13 protein-coding genes are annotated in these 14,530 nt (G+C 62.9%); 2 read left to right on the top strand and 11 right to left on the bottom strand.

Going from position 1 to position 14,530, the window contains the following annotated elements; translation table 11 throughout:
- Window positions 1-28 precede the first annotated feature (28 nt).
- Window positions 29-166, top strand: a complete 138-nt coding sequence (locus ACNPM8_RS11875; protein WP_181149073.1) for a hypothetical protein — start codon at window positions 29-31, stop codon at window positions 164-166.
- A 537-nt stretch (window positions 167-703) separates the two neighbouring features.
- On the opposite strand, the gene ACNPM8_RS11880 is transcribed toward ACNPM8_RS11875, so the two are convergent.
- The 10 genes from ACNPM8_RS11880 to purU all read right to left on the bottom strand — a co-directional run bounded on the left by ACNPM8_RS11880 (window position 704) and on the right by purU (window position 11,357).
- On the bottom strand, window positions 704-2,152 hold the full coding sequence (locus ACNPM8_RS11880) for a PepSY-associated TM helix domain-containing protein (RefSeq protein WP_105662336.1): 1,449 nt from the start codon (window positions 2,150-2,152) through the stop codon (window positions 704-706).
- A 39-nt stretch (window positions 2,153-2,191) separates the two neighbouring features.
- Window positions 2,192-3,394: a Dyp-type peroxidase gene (locus ACNPM8_RS11885; RefSeq protein WP_448939900.1), complete on the bottom strand. Its 1,203-nt coding sequence runs from the start codon at window positions 3,392-3,394 to the stop codon at window positions 2,192-2,194.
- Window positions 3,394-3,966, bottom strand: coding sequence for a copper chaperone PCu(A)C (locus ACNPM8_RS11890; protein WP_105662334.1), 573 nt, complete (start codon window positions 3,964-3,966; stop codon window positions 3,394-3,396). Before ACNPM8_RS11890 ends, ACNPM8_RS11885 begins: the two co-directional genes overlap by 1 nt.
- Window positions 3,967-4,364: 398 nt before the next feature.
- A complete protein-coding gene (locus ACNPM8_RS11895; protein WP_448939901.1) occupies window positions 4,365-5,273 on the bottom strand; it encodes a hypothetical protein in 909 nt (302 codons plus the stop codon).
- Window positions 5,274-5,511: 238 nt separating this feature from the next.
- Window positions 5,512-6,735, bottom strand: a complete 1,224-nt coding sequence (locus ACNPM8_RS11900) for an amidohydrolase family protein (RefSeq protein ID WP_448939902.1) — start codon at window positions 6,733-6,735, stop codon at window positions 5,512-5,514.
- 148 nt (window positions 6,736-6,883) lie between these two features.
- Window positions 6,884-7,951 (bottom strand): M14 family zinc carboxypeptidase, encoded by a 1,068-nt coding sequence (locus tag ACNPM8_RS11905; protein ID WP_332488140.1) that lies wholly within the window; start codon window positions 7,949-7,951, stop codon window positions 6,884-6,886.
- 78 nt (window positions 7,952-8,029) lie between these two features.
- A complete protein-coding gene (locus ACNPM8_RS11910; RefSeq protein WP_448939903.1) occupies window positions 8,030-8,524 on the bottom strand; it encodes a hypothetical protein in 495 nt (164 codons plus the stop codon).
- A complete protein-coding gene (locus ACNPM8_RS11915; RefSeq protein ID WP_133833950.1) occupies window positions 8,517-10,064 on the bottom strand; it encodes a sodium/proline symporter in 1,548 nt (515 codons plus the stop codon). Before ACNPM8_RS11915 ends, ACNPM8_RS11910 begins: the two co-directional genes overlap by 8 nt.
- Entirely contained in the window at window positions 10,061-10,189 is a 129-nt protein-coding gene (locus tag ACNPM8_RS11920; protein ID WP_286134668.1) for a hypothetical protein, read from the bottom strand. The genes ACNPM8_RS11915 and ACNPM8_RS11920 overlap by 4 nt, the downstream gene beginning before the upstream one ends.
- Window positions 10,190-10,484: 295 nt before the next feature.
- A complete protein-coding gene (gene purU, locus ACNPM8_RS11925) occupies window positions 10,485-11,357 on the bottom strand; it encodes a formyltetrahydrofolate deformylase (RefSeq protein ID WP_105658923.1) in 873 nt (290 codons plus the stop codon).
- Between the two features lie 450 nt (window positions 11,358-11,807).
- Between purU and ACNPM8_RS11930 the strand changes: the two genes are divergently transcribed.
- Window positions 11,808-12,476, top strand: coding sequence for a GntR family transcriptional regulator (locus ACNPM8_RS11930; RefSeq protein ID WP_402735475.1), 669 nt, complete (start codon window positions 11,808-11,810; stop codon window positions 12,474-12,476).
- Between the two features lie 27 nt (window positions 12,477-12,503).
- On the opposite strand, the gene ACNPM8_RS11935 is transcribed toward ACNPM8_RS11930, so the two are convergent.
- Window positions 12,504-14,375: a BCCT family transporter gene (locus ACNPM8_RS11935; RefSeq protein ID WP_448939904.1), complete on the bottom strand. Its 1,872-nt coding sequence runs from the start codon at window positions 14,373-14,375 to the stop codon at window positions 12,504-12,506.
- Between the last annotated feature and the right edge of the window lie 155 nt (window positions 14,376-14,530).

Consider the following 14,530-nt stretch of genomic DNA (forward strand, 5'->3'; position numbering starts at 1 on the left):
CACGAACCTCGCGCAGAAGGCACTGGCCTTGCCCGGATCGCTTGCCCTGCATAATATCAGCGTCAGCCAGGACTACCTGGTCGATATCATTGTCGCCAACAGCAGCGAGCTGCAGACCCAGATCATCGACAAGCGGCCGCCTCGGCCACAGATGGCACACTGTTGAAGTGAGCTGATCCTCGGCGAGCTCTGGGCAGCTTCGCTGCACCCGCGTTAGCGCTAACTCGCAATCATGTGAGTTCCCCCGAACAAATATGCCGAGGCTGCCCCTTCGTCTGTCCCCGAGCGCTTTTGCAGCATTCACTTGGAATGTGTTGCCTGCGCAGTGATGGAAAAATTGCAATCCATAGTGGACATCGTAATTTTCATTCGCGATTTCGGACAAAACCGTAGCGCGACTGCTCGCTTTTCCTCTCCCCACAAGACAATTCCACTGCTCCTGGCATGCCTGTCCCGGTGGCCAGATCCTTGGCGCCCCTCAAGCCGAGGCCCATGATGTGCTTGATCTGCCGAATTCCGGCCGGACCTTCGTCGTCCCTTCCGAACTCGCCGCTGGCACGAAGCCAGCTTCGTGATCCGGCATCGCAAATGGCCTCCCTGGGCGCGCACTTTACAGTGCATCAAGATCGCTCAGTCAAGGAGGGGCAGTGATCCGCGTGCAACGCACACAGAACACTGCACAAACACCACTGAGGCCAGCTTGCTACTCTGTGGCCGGGCGTTGGCTCCTAGCTCCATGAGTCCAGCCAATGACCAAGTCTGCGAGCAGGAACAGGGCCAGGCTGATCCCCATCAGGGGCAGGAAGACGCCGACGGCAGCTGCAGCCAGCAAGACCAGCAGGTTGCCCCACCACGGGGCGCGGGCTAGGCCGCCACGTGCAGGTGCTTTGCCCACGCGTTGTCCCGGGTTCTTCGTTGGGCGGCGCTTCCACCACATCGCATAGCCCAGCACCACCATGGAGGCGATGGCAGAGGCCACCAGGAACAGCAGGATCTGGTTGGACAGTCCGAACATGGAGCCCATATGGATGTCGATTCCCCATCGCGAGAGTTTCGCTGCGAGGTTGAATTCGCTGAAATCAACGCGGTCAACGACGTCCAGTGTTTGCCCATTGATGGAGACAGCGTCAACTTCGGTCGGGTAGGACCGCTGGATCTCTTGGACCACCCACGCCTTGCCGTCAGCGGCTGGCGGCTTGATCTCAACCAGTCCAGTATTGACATTGACTTCCTTGGCGATCGAGAGCATGGTGTCGAATGCCGCCGGGTTCACCGATTCGCCGGTTGGCGCGGGCGCTGCCCCGTGGTGGTGGGCGTGTTCATCACCTGCGCTGCTCTCCGCGGCAGACAGTTCAGTGTCCACCGAGGGGGTTCCCCAGTTCAGCGCGGCGCGGAGCTCACTGACGTTGGCGCCACCGTAGGTCGACCAGGTGATGCCGGTGGCGGAGAGGAAGAATGCGCCGAGCAAGACCCAGATCCCAAGCGATCCATGCCAGCTGGCCAGGCGCCGGTAGCCCGTTGCCTTGGCAGCGGGGCGGATGAGGTCTTTTTTGCGCTTGGTTTTCCTGATGCGCAGAATCCACAAGGCAAATCCTGCCAGGGCGATCACTCCCAGCCAGGAGGCTGCCAGTTCGCTATACATGCGCCCTGGCTCGCCGAGCTGCAGGTTGCGGTGCAAGTGGTCGATCCACGTTCGCAGGGGCAGCACTCCGCTGGTTCCGTAGGCGGTCAAGTCACCGCGGATTTCAGCGGTGGCCGGGTCGATGAAAATAGCCCTGGTTTCGCTGGCTCCCAGGTTCTCATCCGCATACATCACCCGAGTGGTATCACCGGGGTGTGGTGCCGGTCGAACCGCCACCAGCGCATCACCGCTGCCCATGTAGGTGTTAGCCACCTCTACTTGATCGGCCAGCGGCAAATAGGCGTCGGCTAGCGGCGCGCGCAACTGATCTGCATAGACAGCCTGTTCGATTTGCGGAGTAATTGCATATAAGGCGCCGCTCACGGCGGCGACAAGGATAAACGGGCCGATGAAGATTCCCGCATAGAAGTGCAGCCGTAGCAGCAGCTGGCCGAACCATCCTTTTCTGTTGGGCTTCGAAATCCCGGTCGGCGGCTGGGATTCGGGGGTCGTGGTTTCCAGAAGAGTCATGAGGGATCCTTGGTGGCAAAGCAGGACGAGTATCGGCGGCTAAGCTGCGAAGAGAGTTTCACCGATGAACCCTCCTTCCGCGCAGCTCTGCGGAATCAGGAAGACGGCCGAGCCGATGGGAGTCGTCCACTGGTTCAGCGCATCGAGGTCCGATAGCCGTTGCTGCATCGGGGTGTATTGTTCGGCCACGCTCTTTTGGTAGGACACGAAGATCAGCCCGGAGTTGGAGATCTCGCTCCCGGTAGGCGGCTCGTCGTAGTTATATCCGCGCCGGAAGATCCGCTCGTTCGTGTTCTCGGAACGGGCTCTGCGGATGTGCGCGTGCGCGGCGATGACCGTGAATCCCAGGGCATTGGTCGCTTCGAAATCCGGCTCATCGTGTTCCTTGCTTCCAGTGGTCGGCGCCCCGTTGCCGAGGGTCCGCCCGACACTGAATTCCCGGCCAGAACGGTCCAGCTCATCCCAGGTATCAACATTCATTCGGATGCGCCGGATGACCATCGTGGTGCTCCCATCCGCGTTCCACACCACGGAGTTGAAATCCTCCGAACCTGGAACGGGGTTCACGGTTCCGTCGACTTGTCCGAACAAATTCCGCATCGTGGTGCCGCTGGCTTCGGATCCCCGGGACCGGCGGAACCCGGATTGCACCCATTTCACGGAGGCGAACCGGCGGGCATCCTTGAGCATCATCCGCTGGGCATGCGCAACGGATAATGGATCATCCGAGGCGATATGCAGCAGCAGATCCCCATCGTTCCAGCGCTCTTCGAGCTCGTCGATCTTGAACTCCGGCAGCGGCTGGCTTTCGCCGGCCGAGGAGCCGGCGAGTTCCATGAGCTTCGGACCGAATCCGAAGGTCACCGTGAGCCGTGCGGGAACAGTGCCCAGTTCCGGTTCGGTGTCTGCCAAGGCCGCCTGGCCTTGGGTGAGCCTTGCCGCGTCATCGCTGAGCAGACGGAGCAGGCGTTGCAGGGACTCGTGGTCAAGGCCATCACGCAAGTTCAACGCGACGTAGCTGGCGTGGGCTTGTGGCTCCGTGGTGATTCCTGCCTGGTGTGAGCCGTAGAACGGAATCACGGCTTGTCCGTGCAGCGGCTCCGAGCCGCCGGCCGGCGCTGCGGCACTGGACAGGGAGTCGATCCCCAGAGCTACGATCGCTCCCAGTCCGGCTGCGGCGCCGCCGAACAGAATTCCTCGCCTGCTTGGTCCTTGTTTGGCGGGTGCGTCTACGTGTGGCATTAGTGATCGTGGGCGCTTTCGGATTCGGAGTCGTCCTTGTCCATCTCGCCGTGATCCATGCCCTCGTGCTCGGAGCCGTCATAGTTTTCATTCGCGCCGGCGAAATCCTTCACCGGGGCGATGGTCTCGGAGCTGGTGCCATCGGAGAATTCCAGGCTCATGTTCACGGTGCTGCCGGGCTTGAGCGGTTCGGCGAGGTCCATGAGCATAATGTGGCTTCCCCCTGGTTCAAGATGCAGTTCGCCGTGGGCGGGGATGGTGAATCCGCCAGTTTTTTCACGCATCACCATGGCCCCGGATTCGTTGGCTACCGTTTCATGCAGTTCCAGATCACTGGAGGCCGGGCTCGTGACCGAGGTGATGGTGATGTCCTGGCCTCCGGTGTTTCGAATCGTGCCGAATCCCGCCGACATCCCCTCATCGATAGCCTTCACCCAAGGATCTTTCATGGTGACAGTGGCGCCAGCCGGAGCCGGGTTGCTGTTGGCAGCAGGGGTGCCGGCACAACCTGCTAAGGCGATCAATGCGGCTGCGGATAGGGCGGTGGTGCGCAGGGCAAAAGAGGTTTTCACTGTTAATCCTAGGAAAATGAGGGAAGCACGAATAGCGCGCTCTGAATTATTGCTGCTGTGGTGCCTGCAACCACCGAGGCATGGTGCCGGTGGGCAGGACGCATGGTGCTGGGCACAGCAGAGGAGAAAATAGCCCTGATCGGATAGGGCTTGCGAAGGTGAGGTGCGAAGCTGGGTCGGTTGGCCGCTGAAGTTCTAGCCGGAGCGCGCAATGGAGTCCGGACAGGCAATGCCGATAAACGAACTCAGAAGGATAGGTTCACCGGCATGCTTTCAAGCAAGCCAGTGCGCACGAGCATGGAAACTTGTCCCGGGATGGGGCATGTCAGGGCCCGATTCCGGGGCCTTTGAAAGCAAGAGCGGAAAAGCAGCAGGCCAAATGGACTGCAACTGTTGCCTTACACCTTTGCCTGTGCGGGTGGGCCTCTGCGAACGACAGACGTTGCATACACAGCCACTGTGCAGCCAGGGATATCGCGCGGTGCGGCAGGAACTGGTTGCGGTCGCACTGGTTGAACGGCGAAGTTGACCAGTCGCCAGAAGAGTTTCCAGGTGAACAGGCTAATGATGTCTGAAGCGGCGATGAGTAGCTGCTCGCTACGGTGAAGCACCAGAACTGTTGCGAACCCAGCAAGGAAGTGAGCAAGCAGCATGGTGCCATCGCCGTGAATTGCCATGGCGGTACTTGCCGAGCCGGTCGCATCGACCGCCAGGGACATCCCATGATGTGCGTGGATGCCTTGCCCTGCGGATGAAAGAGCGGAATGCCCGGCTCCCATGGAGAACAGGAGATGGAAAAGCACCTGGCTGAACCCCACCATGATGGACAACCGCCAGAAGGTGAACCGCTTGCTGCTGAGCAAGATGCAGACCATGAGCGACAGAGACAGCGGGAGAGCGACGTTCAGGATGTCCGGTATGGCTCCGCCCGCAAGCACGTGGGAAGCCAGAGAAACAAACGTCGCGAAGAACGCGGCGGCGGTGCCTCTGAGAGCACGTGATGAGCGGGAGGTCTTTTGCACACCACCAGTATTACAGATCGGTGACTGTATTTCGACAACGTGTAAAACTGAAGGCGGGATCGTTTGGCCATTCAATGCCGGGCGGTTACGTGGATCGCCTCGGGTTTCATGGTGCTTTCCACTGGGTAAATGGATAGCGGGCCCAATCTGCGCACCGGAAAGCAAGATCCGCGCAGCGCCATGGCGCTGAGGAATGCCCACGCCGCTCCCCGCTGCATGCGTCAATCGGCGGTGGACATTGGCAAGGTAGCCCTGCATCGCTGGGTTCTCCCTGTCCAGATCCATGCTGGAGGCCTCAGGGCGAATTCGCCGCCGACGAGCTCACCGGGACCAAAGTTCGGAGGAGAATTGGGAGCGGCTCGAGATCCCGGCCAGGCTGCAGCGCAGCCAGTTCCGCGTCCTATCGAAGCCCGCCGTGGACTCTCTGGTGCGTTCCGCAATATTGAATGCACTGGTGCACTGTTGGAATGCAACTACGCTGTTGAGTTGCGCCGACAAGTTCCACGCGAACACCTGCTCGATTTCAGTAGGGCTCGCTTACCGAGAGCACTTTCAACCCCTCGGCCACCACCCGCCCGTCGTGGATGACGGTGCGGTCGGTGCCCCGGTCCATCACGGTGGAGGCAATGCTCTCGCCATCCACCAGCACCAGATCGGCCCGGTCCCCCACGGCCACCCCTGGGCGGTCGGCCACCGAAACCAGGCGCGGCACCGAGCGGTCCATGATCGAGGCACCGCCCATGGTGGCCACGGCCAGCGCATGCCCGATCAGTTCGTCCTGGCGGAACCCGTTGACGAAAGCCAACTGCCAGGTCCGGTCCAGCAGATCGCAGTTCCCGTAGGGGCTCCAGTAGTCGCGCTGCCCGTCCTCCCCCAGGCCGAATCGCACCCCGGCTCCAACCAGGTCCACCAGCGGCAGATGATTGGAGGTGCTGGGCGCAACGGAGGTCAGCGAGATGTCCAGCTCGGCGAAGGTGTCGATCAGCCGGCGGCTGGCAGCCTCGCCGACACTGCCCAGCTCGTAGGCATGGGACAGGTTGACCCTGCCCTGCATGCCCAGCGCCCGGGTGCGTTCGGCAATCAGCTCTGCCGAGAAGACGGCGAGCGCACCGGGCTCATGCAGGTGCACGTCGATATCCACCTGGTATTTATCGGCCAGCCCGAACACCACGTCGAGGTGGCGGACCGGGTCGCGGTCCAGTGCGCAGGGGTCGATGCCGCCCATGGCATCCGCACCGGCTTCCAGCGCATCCTCGAGATGCTTGACGGTACCCGGCTCGCGCAGGATCCCTGCCTGCGGGAAGACCATGATCTGCACCTCGGCCTCGTTGGCGAACTTCTTTTTCGCGGCCACCACGGCCTCGTATTTCTCCAGCTTGGAATCCACATCCACCTGGGCGAAGGAACGCACCCGCGTGGTGCCGCGGGCAATCATCCGTTCCAGGGTTCCGGCCACGCGCTCGGGCAAGCTGATTTCGGCATCCCGCCAGTTCTCCCGGTCATTGCTCATCATGCCCCACACCCCCGGGCGTCCAGTGTGCTCGCGGAAAGGCAGGCCGATGCGCGTGGAATCCAGATGCACATGCACGTCGGAGAAGGAGGGGAGAAGGATGCGCCCGCGGCCATCGACGTCCGCCAGGTTGCGCACCTGCTGCGGGTCGTGCACGGAGATCGCTGAAATCTTGCCGTCGCCAATCAGGATGTCGCTGGGCGGACCGCCCCAGGGGCGGGCATTGCGGATGAGCATGGTTCAGCTTCCTTGCCGGTATGGACAGTGCTAGTAGAAACGTACCGCATGCGCCCCTAGGGCCAGCAGCGCTTCGGGCCGAGCGCGGTTCTCCTGCTCCAGGCAGGACAATGGCGGGCCCTAGCGGGCCCGCCATCAATTTCATTGGCTATTCGTCAGCCTCTTCTCCGGGCAACGTCGACTGCTCCGGCAGGCTGTCCCAGAACGAGGTGTCCATGGTTTCCACGGAGCCATCGGCTACCGCCTTGATGGTGCTCTCCAGGGTCAGGATGGTCTGCTGGCGCAAGTAGCCATTGGATTTCTGTCCCAGGACATAATCCGGGTTGCTGTGATCGCTCATGCCGCGCATTTCGAAGAGCAAGGTGGAAATGCCGTATTCGGCCGCGATGCCATTGCGCGCAATGGTGTTGGCGGTCCCGCCCACGTACTTGCCCAAGTGGCCCCAGCCGGTCCGGTCGACATTCTGGTAGACCACTGCGCCCAGGCGCTTGGAACCCTCGCGGACTTCCTCAGGCACGTCCGGGGTCGTCGGGTAGAGGATCGAGCCGGACACCAGCTTGCCGTCCACCGCCGAGCGGGTGCCCTGATGGTGCAGATCGATCATGTAGTCGATGCCGTAGGCGGAGAGCACATTGTTGTGCAGCGCCTGGATTTCCGGCTGGGTCTTGGCCACGTGGTCCCGGTTGATGTCCACGTTGTTGGCGTTGTAACGGGTCAGGTGCCGGTCCCCCGAGGCGATGTAGTCATCGAGCGGGAAGTCCACATCGCCCATGGCGCCATCCGGGTTCAGCATCGGCACCACCAGGATGTTGACGTCCTTGAGCACCTCCTTCATCCGCCCCGAGCCCAGGTGCTTGATCACTTCCAGGGTCCCCTCGGTGGTCAGCTGCTCGTTGCCGTGCTGCTGGGTGAGGAACATGATCGTGGGATTTTCCGGGTTAGAAAGGTACTTGGCCAGGAACAGATCGCGTCCCTTGGCGGATTGGCCGATGACTTCCAGTTCCATCGCCGATTGCTTGGCATCCTGCTTGCGCAGTTCGGCGGCCATCGACTCGTGCGTATGCAGGATCGAGGTGTTGATGGTTTCATTTCCGGCGTAGTCCGGCCCGTTGCCTACGGCATTGGCCGGGACAAGCCCCAAGCCGAGGAACAGTGCCGAGCCGGCAACGATGCAGGAGCCCTTCTTCAGCAACTGAGCGGGGAACTGCTTTGGCATATTCTTCATTGAATCTCCGATGTCTTCCTGTGATGGGATGGATCTTGGTCATTGCGCCGTCCTCCGGCGTTTCCAGTCTCAGCTGCCGATGATGAAGTAGCCGCCGTTCAGTCCGTCCACCATGACGCGGTAGGACTTTTCCTCCAGGCTCGCTTCGATCATCCAGTTGGGTTTCCAGACCTTTGCGACACTGCTCTTTTCCCGGACCCCGCCGCGCCCGGCCCGCCGGGCCCGGCGCAGCGCCGCGGTGGACAGCAGGGCCTTGGCCCGCCGGCGTGCGGTGTCGAAATCGATGGTGTTCCACTGCGGATCAGCCACCCGGTCAAGCACTTGGCCGGTTTCCGCATCTTCGGCTTGCCACGGATCGCAGACGAAGGCCTTGCCCGAGTAGTAGTCCACCAAGGCGTGCGCCTGCCCTGACCGCCCGGCCAGCTGCGGCACCTCGAAGATGAACCCCGCAAAGGGATGATGGCGCAGCTTGGCCGACTCGACTCTCAGCCCTGGCGCCTTGGCGGCAAGGATGCGTTGCGCGTCCTGGTCATCGACCAAGGTTTTCAGCACCAGTTCATTCACCGCGGGCCGCCATTTCCGCCTGGCTGGCCAGCAGTGCATCCTGGCCCATGAGCATCTTCTTCGGGATCGGGCCGATCTTCGCAGTCTCATCCAGGGCACGGCCAATATGCTCCGGCACGGGATGCGACTTCTGGCTGGCCAGGCTGCCGATGACCATGGCCGCGGTGGAGGCCAGGATGCCGGTGACCATCGGATCAATGCCGGTGGCATCCGGCGCGCCGGACACCTGCCAGAGCACCGAGACCAGTGTGCCGGCGGCCATCGAGGAGATCGCGCCAACGGTATTGGCCTTCTTCCACCACACCGCGCAGATATAGGAAGGGACAAAGGCGCTGCCCAGCACGGTCGTTGAGAAGATCACCACGGCGGCCACCGCGGGAGGATCAAAAGCGGCAATGCCATAGCCGATGATGGCCAGGGCCAGCACGGTGATCCGCGAGACCCAGACCATCTGCGCATCGCTCATCTTCTTGTTGATGAACCGGGCGTAGATGTCCTGGCTGGCGATGGTGCCGGCCTGCAGCAGCAGGGCATCGGCGGTGGACATGATGGCTGCCATGATCGCTGCCATGACGATGCCCACGGCGAAGGTCGGCAGCACCGCGTCGGCGACCTCGAAGATCGCGGTTTCCGGGTTGGCCAGGTTGGGCAGCAGGATCAGCGCGAACAGGCCCACCAGGTAGGGGCCGGGGATGAACAGCAGGTTGAATACCAATGAGTAGACCCCTGCGGTACGTGCCACCGAAGGCTTCTTCATGGCCATGTGGCTGACCACCACGTGCGGCCAGCCCATGTAGCCGATGGAGAAGACCAGCAGCGCACCGAGAATGACTCCCCACTGTCCCTGGTAGCCCAGATCCGCTCCCCACATGGTCAGCAGGTTGGGGTTGATCCCGCCCACGGCTTCATTGCCCTTGGTGAAACCGCCCACGGCCATCAGCGTGGCAACCAGGATCCAGACCATGCCGACCACCATGATGATGGCCTGCACGAAGTCGGTGTAGGCCACAGCCAGGTAGCCGCCAAGGAAGGTATAGAGGACAATCACGCCGATGGCGATCGCCAAGGCCACCGGGAAGGAAACCCCAGAGACCATTTCCAATCCGCGGCCGCCGGCGATGAACTGGGCCAGGACGTAGAAGAACATGCAGAACAGCGCAACGGGAGCGGCGATGAGCCGGATCCACTTCGAGGGGTAGCGGTGCTCCAGGTACTCGATGGAGGTGATGGAACCCAGGATCTGGGATAGCTTGCGCATGCGCCGGCCCAGGACCGAGAGGTTCAGGATGCCGCCGCCCAGGTCGCCCAGCGCGTACCACATGCTGAAATAGCCTTGGGTGTAGCCCATGGATCCGGCACCCATGAACATGTAGCCGGACATGGAAGAACTCTGCAGCCGCAGCGCGGTGACGCCGGGGCCGAGGCTGCGTCCGCCGAGCAGGAACCCTTCGGCATCTTGCTTGCCTCGCTTCATCGCCCAGAAGCCGATGGCGGCCATGGCGATGAAATAGATGACCAGGAACAGGATCTCGATGCTCACTGCTGCTCCTTCGCATCCTCGCGCTTCCAGCCGCGGCTGAGCCACAGGAAAACAGCTGTGTAGATCACCCAGAGGGCCGGAACCCCGATGATGACCATGGTCGTGAACGCCGGTAGTCCAAACATCGACACATTCCTTCTGGGAGCCGCGGGTTCTTATTTCATGAGCTGGGTCACAAGCACCCGCTTGATCCATAGCCTTGCATAGCCCCAGTGGCCAAGACAAGGATAATTCCTAGGTTAACTTGGGAAAACTTCCGTGCCCCTGCATTCGACCGCACTGTCTTCCCGGCCTTTGCGCCTCCGGTCGAGCGCCTCCGGGCCCAAACGGCGGGCAACAGCAAAGGCCCCGGCCGGGTTCGGCGGGCATCGTCATATGATGTCCGTAGAATCCCCGCCGGGGCCTTTGGCCCGGAGGGTGCTAGCGCAGCACCACAGTGCGCGAGCCGCTGAGGAAGACCCGGTCTTCGCAGTGCCAGCGCACCGCATCGGACAGGGCTTTGCACTCGGTATCGCGTCCGGCGGCCACCAGGTGCTCGGGCGCGTAGCTGTGGTCCACTTCCTGGACGCGCTGGGTGATGATCGGCCCCTCGTCCAACTCCGAATTCACGTAGTGCGCCGTGGCGCCCACGGTCTTCACCCCGCGTTCGAAGGCCTGGTGGTAGGGCTTGGCCCCCTTGAAAGAGGGCAGGAACGAATGGTGGATGTTGATGGCCCGGCCGGTGAGCTTGCGGGTGAGGTCATCGGAGAGCACCTGCATGTAGCGGGCCAGCACCACCAGATCCACCTCGAAGCGCTCCACCAGGTCCATCAGCTTGGACTCGGCTTCGGGCTTGGTCTCAGGGGTGACAGGAATATGGAAGAACGGAATCCCGTTCCACTCGACCTGCTGCCGGTGGTCCGGGTGGTTGGAGACTACTGCCGCGATCTCCACCGGCAGCTCCCCCATCCGGGCGCGGAACAGCAGGTCATGCAGGCAATGGCCGAACTTGGAGACCATCACCACCACGCGCTTCTTGTTGCCGGCCGGGCGCAAACCCCAGGTCGCCTGGTGCTCATCGGCGAGTTGGCCGAGACCCGACTCGAGTTCGGCGATCTCAGCGGGGATATCCTCCGCCGCGGCGACCTCGAATTCGATGCGCATGAAGAGCGTCCCGGAAAGCTGGTCGTCATGCTGCTTGAGCTCCCGGATGTCGCCATGGTGCTTGAGCAGCAACCCGGTGACCGCATGCACGATGCCCGGGCGCTCGGCGCAGGTGAGGGTCAGGACATACTTGTTGTTCGGTTCGGTCATCGTGCCGCTCCTTGATTTCGCCGAGATGGCATTAGCTTCGCCATGGCTCGTAGTGGTTTTTCGGGGGATTTTCATGCGGTTGCACCTGGCTTCCGCGCAGTGCTCTGCGCCGCGGATTCAAAGCCGTCCGGACTGAGTTTTCCCAGCGGAACTGCGCGCCGCCCCTGCCTTCGGAAGCAGCTGCGGGCAGACCCGCCAACCTCTGGCCGGATACTGATATATCAATTGATGATCACAATACTATGTGTGCTTCAGCACAGCGTCAACAACTTTTCCGGCGGTTCTTCCTGGCGCCTTTCCCAGCGCCCCCAGTACGGTTTTCCGCTCTGCCGCTGGCCGGCAAGCCAAGGGCTGTTGAGCGCATCGGCACAGGAAAAGCGCCCAAATCGAAGCCGGGGCGATACTCTTTGTGTGTCGGCAATTGATTTTTGAACAGTGATAGAGAGCGATATGCCAAGGCCCACCGAACTGACCAGCGCCGCCACCGAGCAAGGCTCGATGGCTGATCGAGCCTACAACGCATTGCGCGACCGGCTGGTGCTGCTCGAAATCGCTCCGACGCACCCGATCCACGAGCCGCAGCTGGCCGAAGAACTGGGCATTGGGCGCACCCCGATGCGCGAGGCTCTCAAGCGGCTGGAAACCGACCATCTGGTGGTGTCCTATCCGCGCCGCGGCACCTTCGCCACGGCCGTGGATTTCCATGAGCTGAACTACATCTCCGAAATGCGCCAGGTGCTCGAGCCGCTGGCCGCGCGCAACGCGGCCGCGAACAAGGACCCGCAGATCCGCGAGCAGCTGGCCAGTTACCTGCAGCAGATCGATGCCCTGGATCCCGCCCTGGACCAGCGTTCGCTGCTGCTGCTGGATGTGCGCATCCACCGGCTCATCTACAATGCGGCGGCCAACAAGTACCTGGAGGAAACCCTGGTGCGCCTGGATAATCTGGTGACCCGGATCTGGTGCCTGGTCATCGACCAGATGCCTCCGATCGCAGAGCACATTTCCGAGCATTCGGCCCTGCTGCGCGCCATCCTCGACGGCGACGCGCAGCTGGCAGCGCGGCTGGTCTCCGAGCATGTGGCCCACTTCGAGCAGGCCCTGCGCCGCGCACCCTAGCTGGATGCCGGGGACGCGAACCGGCCGCTAGCGGCCGGCGCCCTCGGGTTCCAGATCAGTTTCGGGCCGCGGCTGCGGTTCGCGCACCGGGGCTTCCAGCTCCTGGGCCACCGGCTCCGGCCGGTCTCCAGCCGGCAGGCCCGCCGCGGCCACAATGGAGTTCTCCCTGGTCATCAGGCTGAACTGCTCGCCTTCGTGGCGGTCGATTCCGTCATCCACCGCCTGCTCCAGCACCTCCATCGCCACCTTGCCGCGCAGCACCAGCGGATCACGGCACAGGTCCTTCCACAGCGCCACGCACAGCAGCAGCATCACCAGCACGAAGGGCAGCGCCGAGACGATGGTGATGTTCTTCAGCCCGTTCAGGGCCGCCGCCGGATGGTCCCCGCCGGCCAGCAGCATGACCGCGGCCACCGCTCCCACCGAGACGCCCCAGAAGACCACCGACTTCTTCGAGGGCTCCTGCGCGCCGCGTTCGCTCAGCGCGCCCATCACGATCGAGGCGGAGTCCGCCCCGGTGACGAAGAAGATGGCAATCAGCACCACGGCCAGAGCCATCAGCGCAATGGAGAACCATTCGGGGAATGGCAGTGCGCCCAGCAGCTCGAAGAGCACCGAGTTGAAGTCGATGTCCGGGGCCCCGTCCACCATCTGGGCCAGCGCCTGGCCCATGTCCCCGTTGCGCTCGGCCCGCTCCTGCAGGCCGATGGCGCCGCCGCCGAAGATGGCGAACCAGAACAGCGTGACGGTGGAAGGTACCAGCAGCACCCCGGTGACGAACTGGCGGATGCTGCGCCCGCGCGAGATCCGCGCGATGAACAGGCCCACGAACGGGGTCCAGGAAACCCACCAGGCCCAGTAGAAGATGGTCCAGGAGGAAAGCCAGGCGGCCATGTCGCCGTCCCCGGAAGCCGCGGTCCGCGATGCCATTTCCGGCAAGTCAGCGATGAAGGAGCCCACCGCATTGGGAATCACGTTCAGGATGAACAGCGTGGGCCCGCCGATGAACACGATCAGCGCCAGGATCACCGCCAGCACCATGTTGATATTGGACAGCCACTGGATGCCGCGCTCGATTCCGGAGACGGCCGAGGCCACGAACAAGGCGGTGAGCACCGCAATGATCAGTACCAGGACCCCCGAACCCACCGAGGACAGCAGCCCGGCGGACTGGATGCCGCCGCCGATCTGCAGCGCGCCGAGCCCCAGCGAGCAGGCCGAGCCGAAAAGCGTGGCCAGGATAGCCAGGATGTTGATCGTCTTCCCGCCCCAGCCGTGGACGACCCTTTCTCCGAAGATCGAGGTGAACATCGAGGAGAACAGCTGCGGGCGGCCCAGCCGGAAGCTGCCGTAGGCCATGCCCAGCCCGACAATCGCGTACATGGCCCAGGGGAACAGCGTCCAGTGGAACATGGTGGTGCCCATGGCCGTGCCCACCGCGGCCGAGGTCTGCCCGCCCACGGTTTCCGGCGGCGGAGACATGTAGAAGTACAGCGGTTCGCCCACCCCGTAGAAGACCAGCCCGATGCCCATGCCGGTGGCGAACATCATCGAGATCCAGGAAACCGTGCTGAACTGCGGCTTCTCCCCGTCCTTGCCCAGCGGGATGCGCCCGAAGCTCTTGGCCGCGACCACCAGCACGAACAGGGTGAAAACGGTCGCGGCGATCACGAAGACCCAGCCGGTGTTCGTAATCACCCAGTCGAGGGCCTTCCCGGCCGCGGAGCCCAGCCCTTCGGGCGAAGCGAAGCCCCAGGCGATGAACGCCAGGGCGAGGAGTCCGGCAATGCCGAAGACCCAGTAGTCGGTGCCGGAGGACAGGTATCTTCTGGGCCGGCGCCGGCGAGCCGAGTGCAGCTCGCTGACCAGGTCGTTCACGGGTTGCTCAGTGCGTTTCATTTCGGTTTCCTTCAATAAAGGCAATAGGTGGCGGGCCGGCAGGGGAATGCGGGCGCGCCGAATCAGCCGGGGTCCCGGGGTTGCTCGTGAGTGGTGGCCGGGGCCGGCAAATCGGCCGGGCTCAAGAGCCGGCCGGAAGTGCGCCCTGCAGGCCG

The organism is Glutamicibacter sp. AGC46 (genome assembly GCF_053543715.1).

Bases quoted from the DNA above. Each gene is read 5' to 3' on its own strand.
- ACNPM8_RS11880 (WP_105662336.1), bottom strand. From the start codon at position 2,152: ATGACTCTTCTGGAAACCACGACCCCCGAATCCCAGCCGCCGACCGGG.
- ACNPM8_RS11885 (WP_448939900.1), bottom strand. From the start codon at position 3,394: ATGCCACACGTAGACGCACCCGCCAAACAAGGACCAAGCAGGCGAGGA.
- ACNPM8_RS11895 (WP_448939901.1), bottom strand. From the start codon at position 5,273: ATGGATCTGGACAGGGAGAACCCAGCGATGCAGGGCTACCTTGCCAAT.
- ACNPM8_RS11900 (WP_448939902.1), bottom strand. From the start codon at position 6,735: ATGCTCATCCGCAATGCCCGCCCCTGGGGCGGTCCGCCCAGCGACATC.
- ACNPM8_RS11905 (WP_332488140.1), bottom strand. From the start codon at position 7,951: ATGCCAAAGCAGTTCCCCGCTCAGTTGCTGAAGAAGGGCTCCTGCATC.
- ACNPM8_RS11920 (WP_286134668.1), bottom strand. From the start codon at position 10,189: ATGTTTGGACTACCGGCGTTCACGACCATGGTCATCATCGGGGTTCCG.
- purU (WP_105658923.1), bottom strand. From the start codon at position 11,357: ATGACCGAACCGAACAACAAGTATGTCCTGACCCTCACCTGCGCCGAG.
- ACNPM8_RS11930 (WP_402735475.1), top strand. From the start codon at position 11,808: ATGCCAAGGCCCACCGAACTGACCAGCGCCGCCACCGAGCAAGGCTCG.
- ACNPM8_RS11935 (WP_448939904.1), bottom strand. From the start codon at position 14,375: ATGAAACGCACTGAGCAACCCGTGAACGACCTGGTCAGCGAGCTGCAC.